Source organism: Shewanella kaireitica (assembly GCF_023284045.1).
Taxonomy (GTDB): Bacteria; Pseudomonadota; Gammaproteobacteria; order Enterobacterales; family Shewanellaceae; genus Shewanella; species Shewanella kaireitica.
This window is the reverse complement of sequence record NZ_JAKIKQ010000031.1, coordinates 1-14,244: the sequence shown is the minus strand read 5'-3', so window position 1 is coordinate 14,244 and position 14,244 is coordinate 1. Positions and strand designations below refer to the sequence as shown.

The window sequence follows — 14,244 nt, the reverse complement described above, 5'->3', positions numbered from 1 at the left end:
GTGGCTGTGGCTGTGGCTGTGGCTGTGGCTGTGGCTGTGGCTGTGGCTGTGGCTGTGGCTGTGGCTGTGGCTGTGGCTGTGGCTGTGGCTGTGGCTGTGGCTGTGGCTGTGGCTGTGCAGAATGCTGGCGAGACACTAACCCTAATGCAAATAAAAATATAGACATAAAAAAGGCCGAACAATTTGTTCGGCCTTTTAAACTAAGACTTATTTACTCTGCAGTGTCTTCAACAGCTTCAGCTGCTTCAGGACGACCTACTAGTTCAATGTACGCCATAGGCGCTTTGTCACCAGTACGTAGACCGCACTTAAGAATACGGGTGTAACCGCCAGGACGTTCCTGGAAGCGTGGACCCAATTCAGTAAATAACTTACCAACGACTTCAGCGTCGCGAGTACGTGCAAATGCCAAACGGCGGTTTGCTACACTATCACTCTTAGCAAGTGTTATCAGAGGTTCAACTACGCGACGCAGTTCTTTCGCTTTAGCTACAGTAGTTTTGATCACTTCGTGACGAACTATTGAGCATGCCATGTTACGAAACATAGCTTGACGATGACTGCTGTTACGGTTTAGTTGACGACCACTCTTACGATGGCGCATGACCTAATCCTTATTACCTATATCTGTACTAATCTGGACTTAAAGGTCGTCTGCTAAACTAGCTGGAGGCCAGTTTTCAAGACGCATACCTAACGACAGTCCGCGAGATGCAAGAACATCCTTAATTTCGGTAAGAGACTTCTTACCCAAGTTAGGAGTTTTCAACAACTCAACTTCAGTGCGTTGTACCAGATCGCCGATGTAATGAATCGCTTCAGCCTTCAAACAGTTGGCTGAACGTACAGTTAGCTCTAAATCGTCGACAGGACGCAACAATATCGGATCGAACTCCGGCTTTTCTTCTACTGGTGCAGCCTCAGTCACATCACGTAACTCAACAAACGCATCTAGCTGTTCAGCAAGAATTGTTGCAGAGCGACGGATAGCTTCCTCAGGATCAATAGTACCGTTTGTGGTCATATCGATAACGAGTTTATCTAAGTCTGTACGCTGTTCTACACGAGCAGCTTCTACATTGTATGCAATGCGAGCAACTGGTGAGAACGAAGAATCAACCAGCAAGCGGCCGATAGGGCGATCATCGTCTTCAGTTTGTGCACGGGCAGAAGCCGGTACATAACCGCGACCACGCTCTACGCGGATACGCATGCTGACTTCATTATTACCTGTCAAATGACAGATAACATGGTCAGGATTCATAACGGTAACATCACCGTCATGCGTGATATCTGCTGCAGTAACAGGGCCTGCGCCTGACTTACTAAGCGTAAGCATAGCTTCGTCTTTCCCTTCGATAACAACCGCTAGACCTTTAAGGTTTAGCAATATCTCAAGGATATCTTCTTGCACGCCTTCCTTGCTACTGTATTCATGCAGTACACCATCGATCTCTACTTCGGTAACCGCGCAGCCTGGCATAGACGACAATAGGATACGACGCAACGCGTTACCTAAAGTGTGACCAAAACCACGCTCTAGCGGCTCCAGTGTAACCTTGGCACGTGTTGGATTAACCTGCTCGATATCAACGAGACGCGGTTTAAGAAATTCTGTAACAGAACCCTGCATTGTGTCCTCTCTTTTGTTTTAACTTTACTTAGAGTAAAGTTCGACGATCAGCTGTTCGTTAATTTCCGCAGACAAATCACTACGCTCAGGAATGCGCTTGAAAGCACCTTCCATCTTAGTGTTGTCAACTTCAACCCATGTTGGCTTTTCGCGTTGAGCCGACACTTCTAAAGCCGCTTTAATACGAGCTTGAGTACGTGACTTCTCGCGAACGCTCACTACATCATTCGCAGACACTTTGAATGATGGAATGTTAACGACGCTACCATTAACCATAATTGACTTATGGCTAACTAGCTGACGTGATTCAGCGCGTGTTGCACCAAAGCCCATACGATAAACTACGTTATCAAGACGGGTTTCTAAAAGAGTAAGTAGGTTTTCACCAGTGTTACCTTTTGTACGTGCAGCATCTTTGTAGTAGTTACGGAATTGCTTTTCTAGCACACCGTAAATACGACGAACTTTTTGTTTCTCGCGTAGCTGAACGCCATACTCAGACAAACGGGTCTTACGAGCGCCGTGTTGTCCAGGTGCAGTTTCAAGCTTACACTTCGAATCGATTGCTCTCACGCCGCTTTTTAAGAAAAGGTCAGTACCTTCTCTGCGGCTGAGCTTGAGCTTTGGACCCAAGTATCTTGCCATGTTCTTTCTCCAACTATCCTATTTAAAAACGACGTGTTAAACGCGACGTTTCTTAGGAGGACGACAACCATTATGAGGGATAGGCGTCACATCGGTAATATTGGTTATTTTGTAACCAACCGAGTTTAGTGCACGAATCGCAGATTCGCGTCCTGGACCTGGACCCTTCACAAACACTTCTAGGTTTTTAACACCGTAGTCCTGAGCGGCAGTACCTGCGCGTTCAGCAGCAACCTGTGCAGCAAATGGGGTAGATTTACGTGAACCACGGAAACCTGAACCACCAGAAGTTGCCCAAGATAGTGCATTACCTTGACGATCTGTAATGGTAATAATAGTGTTGTTGAAAGACGCATGGATATGCGCCATACCATCAGCAACCTGTTTACGTACACGCTTACGCGGAGAACGTGACGGAACTTTAGCCATTGTGGATTACCCCGTTACTTTCTAATTGGTTTACGTGGACCTTTACGCGTACGCGCATTGGTCTTAGTACGTTGCCCACGAAGGGGAAGGCTACGACGATGGCGAAGGCCACGGTAACAACCAAGGTCCATAAGACGCTTGATGTTCATGGAAACTTCACGACGTAAATCACCTTCTACAATGTAGTTGGCAACTTCTTCGCGTAGAGTATCTATTTGAGCTTCGCTCAATTCCTTGATCTTAGCATCTTCAGCAATTGAAGTAGCCGCGCAAATAGCTTGTGCGCGAGTACGACCAATGCCGTAGATAGCAGTCAATGCAATGACTGTATGCTTTTGATCAGGAATGTTAATGCCAGCGATACGGGCCACTATGCACTCCTCAAGTTAAAGGTCATCTGTGAAAAGCCCGGTAGGATACTCGACAGACGACAATTTAGCAAATAATATTTTGACCAGCCCCGACTGGGCTGGTCAAATCTTTCTTTTAGCCTTGACGCTGTTTGTGTTTAGGTTCAACACAAATCACGCGAACAACGCCACTACGCTTTACGATCTTGCAGTTACGGCAGATCTTCTTCACGGAAGCTCGAACTTTCATTTCATCACTCCGAGATTACTATCTTAGCGACCAAAGCGATCTAAATTCGCTTTGTTTACCAAGTTAGCTTTCTTCATTACAGACTCATACTGATGAGACATCATATGGGTCTGAACTTGAGCCATGAAGTCCATGATTACGACTACCATAATTAGTAGTGAAGTACCGCCAAAATAGAACTGTACTTGCCACGCAATTAACATGAACTCCGGAATTAAGCAGATAAAAGTAATATATAACGCGCCAGCTAATGTTAGGCGGGTCATTACTTTATCAATGTAACGCGAAGTCTGTTCTCCAGGACGAATCCCGGGAATAAACGCACCACTCTTCTTCAAGTTATCTGCTGTTTCGCGAGGGTTAAACACCAACGCAGTATAGAAGAAACAGAAAAAGATAATCGCTGTTGCATATAACAATGAGTACAGCGGCTGTCCTGGTGACACAGCAAGTGAAAAATCACTTAACCATGACATAGACTCATTTTGACCAAACCACTGAGCCAGTGTGCCTGGAAACAAAATTATGCTGGACGCAAAAATAGGCGGGATAACACCAGCCATATTTATCTTAAGCGGTAGATGCGTGCTTTGCGCTGCGAAGACCTTACGGCCCTGTTGACGCTTAGCATAGTTTACAACGATACGACGTTGTCCACGCTCTACAAATACCACAAAATATGTGACAGCAAAAACAATTACTGCCAGCAACAACAATACTAGTACACTTATGTCGCCTTGACGCGCCTGCTCGGCCGTTTGACCGATAGCAGATGGCAGACCTGCAACAATACCTGCGAAAATTAATATCGAGATACCGTTACCAATGCCTCTTTCGGTAATTTGCTCACCTAACCACATTAGGAACATTGTTCCTGTAACTAAGCTGACAACTGCAACGAAGTAGAATCCGAATCCTAGGTTTACTACTAAACCTGGAACTAAGTTCGGAAGACCTGTTGCGATACCGATAGCCTGGAATGTACCCAGGACCAACGTGCCGTATCGAGTATATTGACTAATCTTCTTTCGTCCCGACTCGCCTTCCTTTTTCAATTCAGCGAGCGCAGGATGAACGACTGTCAACAACTGCATAATGATCGATGCCGAAATATACGGCATGATACCTAATGCAAAAATAGAGGCACGTTCAAGGGCGCCACCAGAGAACATGTTAAACATGCCTAAGATGGTACCCTTTTGCTGATTAAACAGCTCTGCTAGTACAGCAGCGTCAATACCAGGAATTGGTACAAACGAACCGGCTCTAAAGACGATAATTGCACCAATCACGAACAGGAGACGGGTTTTCAATTCTGATAAACCGCCTTTCGCGCTTTTTAAATCAAGTCCTGGTTTTGCCATCGACGTATTATTCCTCGATCTTGCCACCGGCAGCTTCAATAGCTGCACGTGCACCTTTGGTTACCTTCAGACCTTTAACGGTCACAGGGCGCTCAATGGTACCTGAAAGAACGATTTTAGCAAACTGTATGTTGCGAGTAACTAGATTCGCATCTTTCAGCGCATTTAGGTCGATAACATCACCGTTAACTTTAGCTAGTTCGCTAATGCGAACTTCAGCTGATACCAACGCACGACGCGAGGTAAAACCGAATTTAGGTAGACGGATCTTAAGTGGCATTTGACCACCCTCGAAACCTACGCGAACACCGCCGCCAGAACGAGACTTCTGACCTTTGTGACCACGACCTGCAGTTTTACCTAGGCCTGAACCGATACCGCGACCTACACGCTTAGCTGCTGATTTAGCACCTGCAGCAGGTGATAGAGTATTTAGACGCATCTTATACTTCCTCCACCGAAACCATGTAGTAAACCTTGTTAATCATACCGCGAACAGAAGGAGTATCTTCTAGTTCAACAGTGTGATTAATGCGGCGTAGACCTAGACCAGTCAAAGTTGCACGATGCTTAGGCAAACGTCCAATTGAACTCTTGGTCTGAGTTACTTTAAGTGTTTTAGTAGCCATGGTGCATTAACCTCGAATTTCATCAACATTCAGGCCACGCTTAGCTGCAATTTGTGATGGTGACTTCATGTGCACCAACGCATCTACAGTTGCGCGAACGATGTTGATCGGGTTAGTAGAACCGTATGCTTTTGACAGAACGTTATGAACGCCTGCTACTTCCAATACGGCACGCATTGCGCCACCGGCAATAATACCGGTACCGTCAGAGGCTGGCTGCATGTAAACACGAGAACCAGTGTGACGACCCTTTACAGGGTGGTGTAAAGTACCGTTGTTCAATTCAACGTTTACAATGTTACGGCGAGCCTTTTCCATTGCTTTCTGAATTGCTGCTGGTACTTCACGCGCTTTACCATAGCCATAACCGACTTTACCATTACCATCACCGACTACAGTTAGTGCAGTGAAGCTAAAGATACGTCCGCCTTTAACTACTTTAGAAACACGATTAACTGCAACTAATTTCTCTTGCAGATCGTCTTTTTGTTGAGCTTCAAATTTAGCCATTTTTCATCATTCCTTAGAACTTGAGGCCAGCTTCACGAGCGGCGTCTGCTAATGCAGCAACGCGTCCGTGATACTTGAAGCCGGAACGATCGAATGCAACTACAGCTACGCCTTTTTCGATAGCGCGCTCTGCAACGGTTTTACCCACTGCTTTAGCTGCATCTACGTTACCTGTGTACTTTAGCTGCTCTGATACCGCTTTTTCAGCAGTAGAAGCTGCCGCCAACACTACGTTTGCAGGACTAATGACCTGAGCGTATGTGTGACGTGGTGTACGATGTACAACCAGACGGTTAACGCCCAGCTCTTGGATCTTCTTACGGGCGCGAGTCGCGCGGCGTAAGCGAGATGTTTTCTTATCCATATCGCGTTACCTACTTCTTCTTAGCCTCTTTACGGCGTACTTGTTCATCAGCGTAACGAACACCTTTACCTTTGTAAGGCTCTGGTGGACGGTAGCCGCGAATCTCAGCAGCAACCTGACCAATTAACTGCTTATCAGTACCCTTAAGTACGATTTCAGTTTGGCTAGGACATTCTGCTGTTACGCCGTCAGGAAGTTCGTGTACCAGTGGGTGAGAGAAACCTAGAGTTAAATCAACGCCTTTACCAGCGATTTTCGCACGGTAACCGACACCAATTAACTGAAGTTTCTTTTCAAAACCAGCTGTAACACCAACAACCATATTGTTGATTAGAGCTCGAGCAGTACCCGCTTGAGCGGCAGTTTTCACGCCCTCAACCGAACTACACTTAATTTCGTTGTCTTCTACAACAACAGAAACGTCAGCGTTAATTACTCGAGTCAAACTACCTTTAGTACCTTTTACGGTGATAGTTTGTTCGTTTAAAGTCACTTCTACGCCTGCAGGGATAGCGACTGGTGCTTTTGCGACACGAGACATTGCTAGCTCCTTATGCTACGTAGCAGATAACTTCCCCACCCATGCCATTTTGGCGGGCAGTACGATCAGTCATCAAACCTTTAGAAGTGGACACGATAGCGACACCCAGTCCGCCCATAACCTTTGGAAGTTCGTTTTTACCTTTGTAAATACGAAGACCAGGACGGCTAACGCGCTGGATAGTCTCAACGACTGGCTGACCTTGGAAATACTTAAGAGTAACTTCCAGTTCAGGCTTGGCTTCATCTGCTACGGCGTAGTCAGTGATATAACCTTCTTCTTTAAGCACTTTCGCGATAGCGATTTTTAGCTTAGCAGAAGGCATCTTCACAGATACGTGTTTAGCAGCTTGGCCGTTACGAATACGTGTTAACATATCCGCAATAGGATCTTGCATGCTCATATTAGCTTACTCCGTGACAAGTGCTTACCAGCTGGCCTTGCGTAGGCCAGGAACTTCACCGCGCATAGTTGCTTCACGTAATTTGATACGGCTAAGGCCGAATTTACGTAAGAAACCATGTGGGCGACCAGTTTGACTACAGCGATTGCGCTGACGCGCAGAGCTAGAGTCACGTGGTAGAGCTTGTAACTTAAGTACTGCATCCCAACGATCTTCATCAGAAGTTGTTGGACTGCTAATGATAGCTTTAAGAGCTAGACGCTTTTCAGCGAACTTAGCTACGAGCTTGGCACGTTTTGCTTCACGTGCTTTCATTGAACTTTTTGCCATTACGCTACCCTTATTTCTTGAATGGGAAGTTAAAGCCTTCGAGCAAAGCTCGGCCTTCTTCGTCATTCTTCGCAGAAGTAGTGATTACAATATCCATGCCGCGGATCTTATCGATTTTATCGTATTCGATCTCTGGGAAGATAATTTGCTCACGTACACCCATCGCATAGTTACCACGACCGTCGAATGATTTAACACTCATACCACGGAAGTCGCGGATACGCGGGATTGCGATATCTACTAAACGCTCTAAGAATTCCCACATACGCTCACCGCGCAGTGTAACCTTACAGCCTATTGGGTAGCCTTCACGGATTTTAAAACCAGCAACTGACTTACGAGCTACAGTCACTACTGGCTTCTGACCAGCGATAGCAGTCATGTCACGAAGCGCATGCTCCATAACTTTCTTATCTGCTACTGCTTCGCCAACACCCATATTAAGGGTGATCTTTTCAATCCGAGGGACTTGCATGACACTGGTAAAACCAAACTTTTTGACAAGTTCAGGACTAACAGTCTCTTGATATTTATCATGCAGTTTCGCCATCGTTTACTCCAATTACTTAACGAGTTCACTGTTCGACTTAAAGAAACGGACTTTTTTGCCGTCTTCAAATCGGAAACCAACGCGATCAGCTTTGCCAGTGGCAGAGTTGAAAATCGCTACGTTTGATGCTTGTATCGGTGCTTCTTGCTCAACAATACCGCCAGCTACGCCCAATTGTGGGTTTGGCTTTTGGTGTTTCTTGACAAGGTTAATACCTTCTACAATTAATTTACCAGTAGTTAGAACCTGAGAAACCTTACCGCGTTTACCCTGGTCTTTACCTGCTAGTACAATTACTTCGTCTTGACGACGTATTTTTGCTGCCATTTTGAAGCTCCTTACAGTACTTCTGGTGCCAGCGAGACAATTTTCATGAATTGCTCTGTACGCAATTCACGTGTCACTGGTCCAAAGATACGAGTACCAATCGGTGCAAGGTTTGCGTTAAGCAATACCGCTGCGTTCCGATCGAAGCGAATGACAGAACCGTCTGGACGACGTACGCCTTTCTTAGTACGGACTACCACCGCGTTATATACATCACCTTTCTTCGCTTTACCGCGAGGAATTGCTTCTTTTACAGAAACCTTGATGACGTCGCCGATACCGGCATAACGACGATGAGAGCCACCCAAGACCTTAATACACTGAACTCTACGAGCGCCACTGTTACAGGCGACTTCTAGAGTCGATTGCATTTGGATCATTTTAAGTGCTCCGCTATCGTTACTTCACAATCCCACTTAGGGGTACATTTATTGCCCGATTTTCGACTTTAATTTAGTCAAAAATGGCGCGCAAGTGTAACACCTAAAAACAGGAATAGATAGTACTAAAAATACAAACGGCTCCGAAAATCGGAGCCGTTTAACTAAATGCCTAATAAACTTAGGCTTTTGATACTACTTCAACCAGAGTCCAAGACTTAGTCTTAGACAGCGGACGGCATTCGCGAATAGTCACGACATCGCCAGCATTACACTGATTTTGTTCGTCATGTGCATGGATCTTAGTAGTACGCTTAAGGAACTTCCCGTATAAAGGATGTTTAACCTTACGCTCAATAGCTACAGTGATAGACTTGTCCATCTTGTTGCTAAGTACTCGACCCTGCAAAGTACGGATATTATCAGACATTATGCACCCGCCTTAGAAGTAATAATGGTCTTAACGCGCGCAATGTTGCGACGCACGATTTTAAGCTGATGAGTCTGAGTCAACTGACCAGTGGCGTGTTGCATACGCAGATTAAACTGCTCACGCAGCAGACCAAGCAGTTCAGCGTTCAGTTCTTCAACGCTCTTTTCTGTTAGTTCGCTCGCTTTCATTACATCACCGTCTTAGTTACGAAGGTAGTCTTCAGAGGTAATTTTGCAGCAGCAAGAGCAAAGGCTTCACGAGCCAACTCTTCTGATACGCCATTCATCTCATAAAGAACCTTACCTGGTTGAATCTGGCAAACCCAGTATTCAACGTTACCCTTACCTTTACCCATACGCACTTCAAGAGGCTTAGAGGTAATTGGCTTATCAGGGAAAACGCGGATCCAGATTTGACCTTGACGTTTAATGTGACGTGTCATAGCACGACGCGCAGATTCAATTTGACGAGCAGTAAGACGACCACGCCCTACAGCTTTCAAACCGAACTCACCGAAGCTAACTTCAGTGCCGTTCGCTAGACCACGGTTGCGGCCCTTGAACATTTTGCGAAACTTCATTCTTTTTGGTTGCAGCATTGCCAGCTCTCCTATTTACCGCGAGGCTTACGCTTCGGCTGCTGTTTCGGCTCTTCATGCTGAGGAACGATACCGTCTAGAACTTCACCTTTGAAGACCCAAACTTTAACGCCAATCACACCGTATTGAGTGTGACTCTCAGAAGTAGAATAGTCGATATCAGCACGAAGAGTATGCAAAGGTACACGACCTTCACGATACCATTCCGAACGCGCAATCTCAGCGCCGCCTAGACGGCCGCTAACTTCAACTTTGATACCTTTAGCACCAAGACGCATTGCGTTTTGAACTGCGCGCTTCATAGCACGACGGAACATAACACGACGCTCTAGCTGCGAAGCGATGCCATCGGCAACAAGCTTAGCATCTAGCTCAGGTTTACGGATCTCAGCGATGTTAATTTGAGCTGGAATACCAGTCAATTTAGCAACTGCATTGCGTAGCTTTTCTACGTCTTCGCCTTTCTTACCAATCACAACACCTGGACGGGCTGTGTGGATAGTAACACGAACACTTTTAGCTGGACGCTCGATAACAATCTTAGAAACTGATGCTTGCTTAAGTTTCTTTTCAAGAAACTTACGCACTTCCCAGTCACTACTCAAGTTATTGGCATAGTCTGACTTGTCAGCGTACCATGTCGAGATCCAAGGCTTAGTGATACCCAGACGGATACCATTAGGATGTACTTTCTGTCCCATTGCTAACTCCTAGCGATCTGATACAACCACAGTAATGTGGCTGGTACGCTTGATTATGCGATCAGCACGGCCTTTAGCACGTGGCATGATACGCTTCATAGTTGGACCTTCATCGATCATAATCGCTCCAACTCTTAATTCGTCAATGTCAGCACCTTCATTGTGCTCAGCATTAGCGATTGCAGAGTCCAGTACTTTTTTAACAAGTACTGCAGCTTTCTTAGGGCTGAAAGTTAGAATTTCGAGAGCCTTAGCAACAGGCAGTCCACGGATTTGATCTGCAACCAAACGACACTTTTGAGGCGACGTACGGGCAAAACGATGTTTAGCTAAAACTTCCATCTTATTCCTCCCGTATTAACGCTTCTTCGCTTTCTTATCTGCAGCATGGCCGCGATAAGTGCGAGTTGGTGAAAATTCACCAAGCTTGTGGCCGATCATTTCGTCAGTTACGAACACAGGTACGTGCTGACGACCATTATGGACAGCGATGGTCAACCCAATCATATTAGGGATGATCATAGAGCGACGAGACCAAGTCTTAATAGGCTTCTTGTCTCCCGCTTCCATCGCTTTCTCTACCTTCTTCAGCAAGTGTAGGTCAATGAATGGACCTTTCTTGAGAGAACGTGGCATGGCGAATCCTCTTACTTTTTATTGCGACGACGTACAATGTACTTGTCGGTGCGTTTGTTACTACGAGTCTTATAACCCTTAGTAGGCTGACCCCATGGAGATACAGGGTGACGACCACCAGATGTGCGGCCTTCACCACCACCATGTGGATGATCTACTGGGTTCATTGCAACACCACGAACTGTCGGGCGTACGCCTCTCCAGCGTTTAGCACCTGCTTTACCTAACTGGCGTAGCATATGCTCGGCGTTACCAACTTCACCCAATGTCGCGCGGCAATCAACAGGCACTTTACGCATTTCGCCAGAGCGAAGACGTAGAGTGGCGTATGCGCCATCACGAGCAATAACTTGTACATAAGCACCAGCAGAACGCGCGATTTGAGCACCTTTACCAGGCTTCATTTCGACTGCATGCACTACGCTACCCACAGGGATATTACGTAGAGGCATTGCGTTACCGCTCTTGATCTCTGCATCGATACCAGACTGGATTGAATCTCCAGCTTTCATGCCTTTAGCGGCAATGATGTAACGACGCTCACCGTCAGCGTAAAGTACCAATGCGATGTTAGCTGTACGGTTTGGATCATATTCCAAACGTTCAACCTTCGCAGGGATACCGTCTTTGTTACGCTTAAAGTCGATTAGACGATAATGTTGCTTATGTCCGCCACCAATGTGACGTGAAGTGATGCGACCAGTATTGTTACGGCCACCACTTTTCGATTTTTTCGCCAACAGGCCTGCAAAAGGTTTACCCTTATGCAAATCGCTGTTCACCACTTTAACTACGTGGCGACGACCTGGAGAGGTTGGCTTACACTTAATAACTGCCATGATAATTCTCCTTTGCTTATTCAGCGCCGCCGACGAAATCGATGTCAGCACCTTCAGCTAGAGTAACATAGGCTTTTTTCCAATCGCTACGACGGCCAGTACGGGCACCGTGACGCTTAGTTTTACCTTTGTTAACCAAAGTGCGAACTGAATCGACTTCAACTTCGAATAGCTGTGCTACTGCAGCTTTAACTTCAGCTTTAGTTGCATCGATAGCTACACGGAAAACAACTGTATTGTTTTTCTCTGCATTCACAGTGCTCTTTTCAGAGATATGTGGAGCAAGAATAACTTTTAACAAACGTTCTTCGCTTATCATCCCAGCATCTCCTCGATTTGCTTAATAGCTTCAGCAGTTACGAGTACTTTGTTGAATGCGATAAGGCTAACTGGATCAATACCAGCAACATCACGAACGTCAACTTTGTACAAGTTACGAGCAGCTAAGAACAAGTTCTCGTCAACTTCTGGAGTAACAATCAACACGTCTTCAAGTTGCATTTCGTTCAATTTAGCTTTCAGCTCTTTAGTTTTCGGAGCTTCAACACCAAACGACTCAACTACTACTAGACGGTCTTGACGTACCAATTCAGAGAATATGCTTTTCAGCGCTCCGCGGTACATCTTCTTGTTAACTTTTTGGCTGTGATCTTGTGCTTTAGCAGCGAATGTTACGCCACCGCCACGCCAGATTGGGCCTTTAACAGTACCGGCACGTGCGCGGCCAGTACCTTTTTGGCGCCATGGCTTCTTGCCAGAGCCAACTACTTCTGCGCGAGTCTTTTGAGCACGAGTGCCCTGACGCGCGTTTGCAGCGTAAGCTACAACTACCTGATGAACCAGTGCTTCATTAAAGTCACGGCCGAAGGTAGTTTCGGAAACTTCAAGAGCACTCTGTGCGTCTTTCAATACCAATTCCATTACTATCTCCTCAGACCTTAAGCTTTAACAGCTGGTTTGATGATCAGGTCGCCATTAGTAGCGCCTGGAACTGCACCCTTAACCAGTAGCAAGTTACGCTCAGCATCTACACGTACAACGTCTAGATTCTGCGTAGTAACACGCTCTGCACCCATGTGGCCTGACATTTTCTTACCTTTGAAAACGCGACCAGGTGTCTGGTTTTGACCAATAGAACCGTTAGATCTATGAGCCAAAGAGTTACCATGTGTCATATCTTGGGCATGGAAGTTCCAACGCTTAATACCGCCTTGGAAGCCTTTACCTTTTGATTGACCAGTTACATCAACTTTCGCTATGTCAGCGAAGATATCTACATTTAGCTCAGCACCAACTTCGATGCCTTCACCATCACCATCTGCCAAACGCAATTCCCACAAACCACGACCGGCTTCAACGCCTGCCTTAGCAAAGTGACCTGCTTCTGGTTTAGTGATGCGATTAGCTTTTTTGGTACCAGTAGTAACTTGAAGTGCACGGTAACCGTCTGTATCCAAAGTTTTCACTTGGGTTACACGGTTAGCAGCAATTTCAATTACTGTTACAGGTACCGACGCGCCATCTTCATTGAAGATACGTGTCATACCTACTTTACGACCGATAAGACCGATAGCCATCTCTCAAACCTCTTCTAAGCTCAATTAACCCAAGCTAATCTGAACGTCAACACCCGCCGCAAGATCTAAACGCATAAGTGCGTCAACAGTCTTTTCAGTCGGCTCTACGATGTCAACAAGACGTTTGTGAGTACGAAGTTCGTACTGATCACGCGCATCTTTATTAACGTGTGGAGAAGTCAAAATGGTATAACGTTCTTTACGCGTTGGAAGTGGAATTGGACCACGAACCTGTGCGCCTGTACGCTTAGCAGTTTCAACGATTTCCGCAGTAGACTGATCAATCAAACGATGATCAAATCCTTTTAAGCGGATACGGATTCTTTGGTTCTGCATTGACCAGAGCTCCTAAAATGTACACATAAAAAATCACCCTCTAGCTTCTTCCATTTGGAAAAGCAGAGCGAGATGATTTAACCGTTCGACTCACAATTGGAGTCGCTGTTTTTTTACGTCAACCTCAAGGGTAGACCAATTTAAATTCGCCTAATGGTTAAGGCGAGGGGCTATTATACTGATTTTAAGTCTCAGATCAACCCCACTGTTTGAAATACCGTCAAATAGACCATATTCAACAAAGTGGCGGCTATTATACCCAGTCAGATTTAGATTGCCAGCCCTTGCAGCACTTTTCTTAAGGCAATAAAAAAGGCAGCCTAAGCTGCCTTTTTCAGTATTGCGGTAAGATTAGTCGCTATTAAGCAACGATCTCTGCAACAACACCAGCACCAACTGTACGTCCACCTTCACGGATT

General features: G+C 45.9%; 28 protein-coding genes. All 28 read right to left on the bottom strand.

The features are described from left to right. Positions 1-211: 211 nt before the first annotated feature. The gene (rplQ, locus tag L2730_RS21705) at positions 212-604 is read right to left on the bottom strand and encodes a 50S ribosomal protein L17 (RefSeq protein ID WP_012153479.1); all 393 of its coding nucleotides are present in this window, start codon (positions 602-604) and stop codon (positions 212-214) included. Positions 605-643: 39 nt separating this feature from the next. Next, entirely contained in the window at positions 644-1,633 is a 990-nt protein-coding gene (locus L2730_RS21700) for a DNA-directed RNA polymerase subunit alpha (RefSeq protein WP_020912156.1), read from the bottom strand. A 24-nt stretch (positions 1,634-1,657) separates the two neighbouring features. Next, positions 1,658-2,278 (bottom strand): 30S ribosomal protein S4, encoded by a 621-nt coding sequence (gene rpsD / locus L2730_RS21695; protein WP_012153477.1) that lies wholly within the window; start codon positions 2,276-2,278, stop codon positions 1,658-1,660. Between the two features lie 36 nt (positions 2,279-2,314). Then, positions 2,315-2,707 carry a 30S ribosomal protein S11 gene (rpsK, locus tag L2730_RS21690; protein ID WP_012153476.1) on the bottom strand — a complete coding sequence of 131 codons (393 nt, stop codon included), beginning with the start codon at positions 2,705-2,707 and terminating at the stop codon, positions 2,315-2,317. Between the two features lie 14 nt (positions 2,708-2,721). Continuing rightward, positions 2,722-3,078 (bottom strand): 30S ribosomal protein S13, encoded by a 357-nt coding sequence (gene rpsM, locus L2730_RS21685; RefSeq protein ID WP_012153475.1) that lies wholly within the window; start codon positions 3,076-3,078, stop codon positions 2,722-2,724. A gap of 115 nt (positions 3,079-3,193) precedes the next feature. Then, the gene (rpmJ, locus tag L2730_RS21680) at positions 3,194-3,307 is read right to left on the bottom strand and encodes a 50S ribosomal protein L36 (RefSeq protein WP_006083579.1); all 114 of its coding nucleotides are present in this window, start codon (positions 3,305-3,307) and stop codon (positions 3,194-3,196) included. A 23-nt stretch (positions 3,308-3,330) separates the two neighbouring features. Next, a complete protein-coding gene (secY, locus tag L2730_RS21675; protein ID WP_020912155.1) occupies positions 3,331-4,671 on the bottom strand; it encodes a preprotein translocase subunit SecY in 1,341 nt (446 codons plus the stop codon). A 7-nt stretch (positions 4,672-4,678) separates the two neighbouring features. Continuing rightward, positions 4,679-5,113 carry a 50S ribosomal protein L15 gene (rplO, locus tag L2730_RS21670; RefSeq protein ID WP_020912154.1) on the bottom strand — a complete coding sequence of 145 codons (435 nt, stop codon included), beginning with the start codon at positions 5,111-5,113 and terminating at the stop codon, positions 4,679-4,681. 1 nt (position 5,114) lies between these two features. Continuing rightward, complete coding sequence (gene rpmD / locus L2730_RS21665; RefSeq protein ID WP_020912153.1) at positions 5,115-5,300, bottom strand: 50S ribosomal protein L30; 186 nt, start codon at positions 5,298-5,300, stop codon at positions 5,115-5,117. Positions 5,301-5,306: 6 nt separating this feature from the next. Then, positions 5,307-5,810 (bottom strand): 30S ribosomal protein S5, encoded by a 504-nt coding sequence (gene rpsE, locus L2730_RS21660; RefSeq protein ID WP_020912152.1) that lies wholly within the window; start codon positions 5,808-5,810, stop codon positions 5,307-5,309. A gap of 13 nt (positions 5,811-5,823) precedes the next feature. Further along, positions 5,824-6,174, bottom strand: coding sequence for a 50S ribosomal protein L18 (rplR, locus tag L2730_RS21655; protein WP_020912151.1), 351 nt, complete (start codon positions 6,172-6,174; stop codon positions 5,824-5,826). A gap of 10 nt (positions 6,175-6,184) precedes the next feature. Next, positions 6,185-6,715, bottom strand: coding sequence for a 50S ribosomal protein L6 (gene rplF, locus L2730_RS21650; RefSeq protein ID WP_020912150.1), 531 nt, complete (start codon positions 6,713-6,715; stop codon positions 6,185-6,187). A 10-nt stretch (positions 6,716-6,725) separates the two neighbouring features. Continuing rightward, a complete protein-coding gene (gene rpsH / locus L2730_RS21645; RefSeq protein ID WP_020912149.1) occupies positions 6,726-7,118 on the bottom strand; it encodes a 30S ribosomal protein S8 in 393 nt (130 codons plus the stop codon). A gap of 24 nt (positions 7,119-7,142) precedes the next feature. Next, positions 7,143-7,448 (bottom strand): 30S ribosomal protein S14, encoded by a 306-nt coding sequence (rpsN, locus tag L2730_RS21640; protein ID WP_020912148.1) that lies wholly within the window; start codon positions 7,446-7,448, stop codon positions 7,143-7,145. A 10-nt stretch (positions 7,449-7,458) separates the two neighbouring features. Continuing rightward, a complete protein-coding gene (gene rplE, locus L2730_RS21635; RefSeq protein WP_020912147.1) occupies positions 7,459-7,998 on the bottom strand; it encodes a 50S ribosomal protein L5 in 540 nt (179 codons plus the stop codon). Between the two features lie 12 nt (positions 7,999-8,010). Continuing rightward, a complete protein-coding gene (gene rplX / locus L2730_RS21630; protein WP_020912146.1) occupies positions 8,011-8,325 on the bottom strand; it encodes a 50S ribosomal protein L24 in 315 nt (104 codons plus the stop codon). 11 nt (positions 8,326-8,336) lie between these two features. Then, a complete protein-coding gene (gene rplN, locus L2730_RS21625) occupies positions 8,337-8,705 on the bottom strand; it encodes a 50S ribosomal protein L14 (RefSeq protein ID WP_011863976.1) in 369 nt (122 codons plus the stop codon). A 181-nt stretch (positions 8,706-8,886) separates the two neighbouring features. After that, positions 8,887-9,135 (bottom strand): 30S ribosomal protein S17, encoded by a 249-nt coding sequence (gene rpsQ / locus L2730_RS21620; protein WP_020912145.1) that lies wholly within the window; start codon positions 9,133-9,135, stop codon positions 8,887-8,889. Continuing rightward, complete coding sequence (gene rpmC, locus L2730_RS21615) at positions 9,135-9,326, bottom strand: 50S ribosomal protein L29 (RefSeq protein WP_012144642.1); 192 nt, start codon at positions 9,324-9,326, stop codon at positions 9,135-9,137. The genes rpsQ and rpmC overlap by 1 nt, the downstream gene beginning before the upstream one ends. Further along, positions 9,326-9,736, bottom strand: coding sequence for a 50S ribosomal protein L16 (gene rplP / locus L2730_RS21610; protein WP_020912144.1), 411 nt, complete (start codon positions 9,734-9,736; stop codon positions 9,326-9,328). The genes rpmC and rplP overlap by 1 nt, the downstream gene beginning before the upstream one ends. A gap of 11 nt (positions 9,737-9,747) precedes the next feature. Beyond that, positions 9,748-10,437: a 30S ribosomal protein S3 gene (gene rpsC, locus L2730_RS21605; protein ID WP_202287032.1), complete on the bottom strand. Its 690-nt coding sequence runs from the start codon at positions 10,435-10,437 to the stop codon at positions 9,748-9,750. Between the two features lie 9 nt (positions 10,438-10,446). Further along, positions 10,447-10,779, bottom strand: coding sequence for a 50S ribosomal protein L22 (gene rplV, locus L2730_RS21600; protein ID WP_012144645.1), 333 nt, complete (start codon positions 10,777-10,779; stop codon positions 10,447-10,449). Between the two features lie 15 nt (positions 10,780-10,794). Next, positions 10,795-11,073 carry a 30S ribosomal protein S19 gene (gene rpsS, locus L2730_RS21595; RefSeq protein ID WP_006083596.1) on the bottom strand — a complete coding sequence of 93 codons (279 nt, stop codon included), beginning with the start codon at positions 11,071-11,073 and terminating at the stop codon, positions 10,795-10,797. An 11-nt stretch (positions 11,074-11,084) separates the two neighbouring features. Further along, entirely contained in the window at positions 11,085-11,912 is an 828-nt protein-coding gene (gene rplB, locus L2730_RS21590) for a 50S ribosomal protein L2 (RefSeq protein WP_020912142.1), read from the bottom strand. A 16-nt stretch (positions 11,913-11,928) separates the two neighbouring features. Beyond that, on the bottom strand, positions 11,929-12,231 hold the full coding sequence (gene rplW / locus L2730_RS21585) for a 50S ribosomal protein L23 (RefSeq protein ID WP_020912141.1): 303 nt from the start codon (positions 12,229-12,231) through the stop codon (positions 11,929-11,931). Continuing rightward, positions 12,228-12,833, bottom strand: coding sequence for a 50S ribosomal protein L4 (rplD, locus tag L2730_RS21580; RefSeq protein ID WP_020912140.1), 606 nt, complete (start codon positions 12,831-12,833; stop codon positions 12,228-12,230). Before rplD ends, rplW begins: the two co-directional genes overlap by 4 nt. A 17-nt stretch (positions 12,834-12,850) precedes the next feature. Further along, a complete protein-coding gene (rplC, locus tag L2730_RS21575; protein ID WP_220739648.1) occupies positions 12,851-13,489 on the bottom strand; it encodes a 50S ribosomal protein L3 in 639 nt (212 codons plus the stop codon). Positions 13,490-13,513: 24 nt separating this feature from the next. Then, the gene (gene rpsJ / locus L2730_RS21570; protein ID WP_005503530.1) at positions 13,514-13,825 is read right to left on the bottom strand and encodes a 30S ribosomal protein S10; all 312 of its coding nucleotides are present in this window, start codon (positions 13,823-13,825) and stop codon (positions 13,514-13,516) included. Positions 13,826-14,244: the final 419 nt, after the last annotated feature.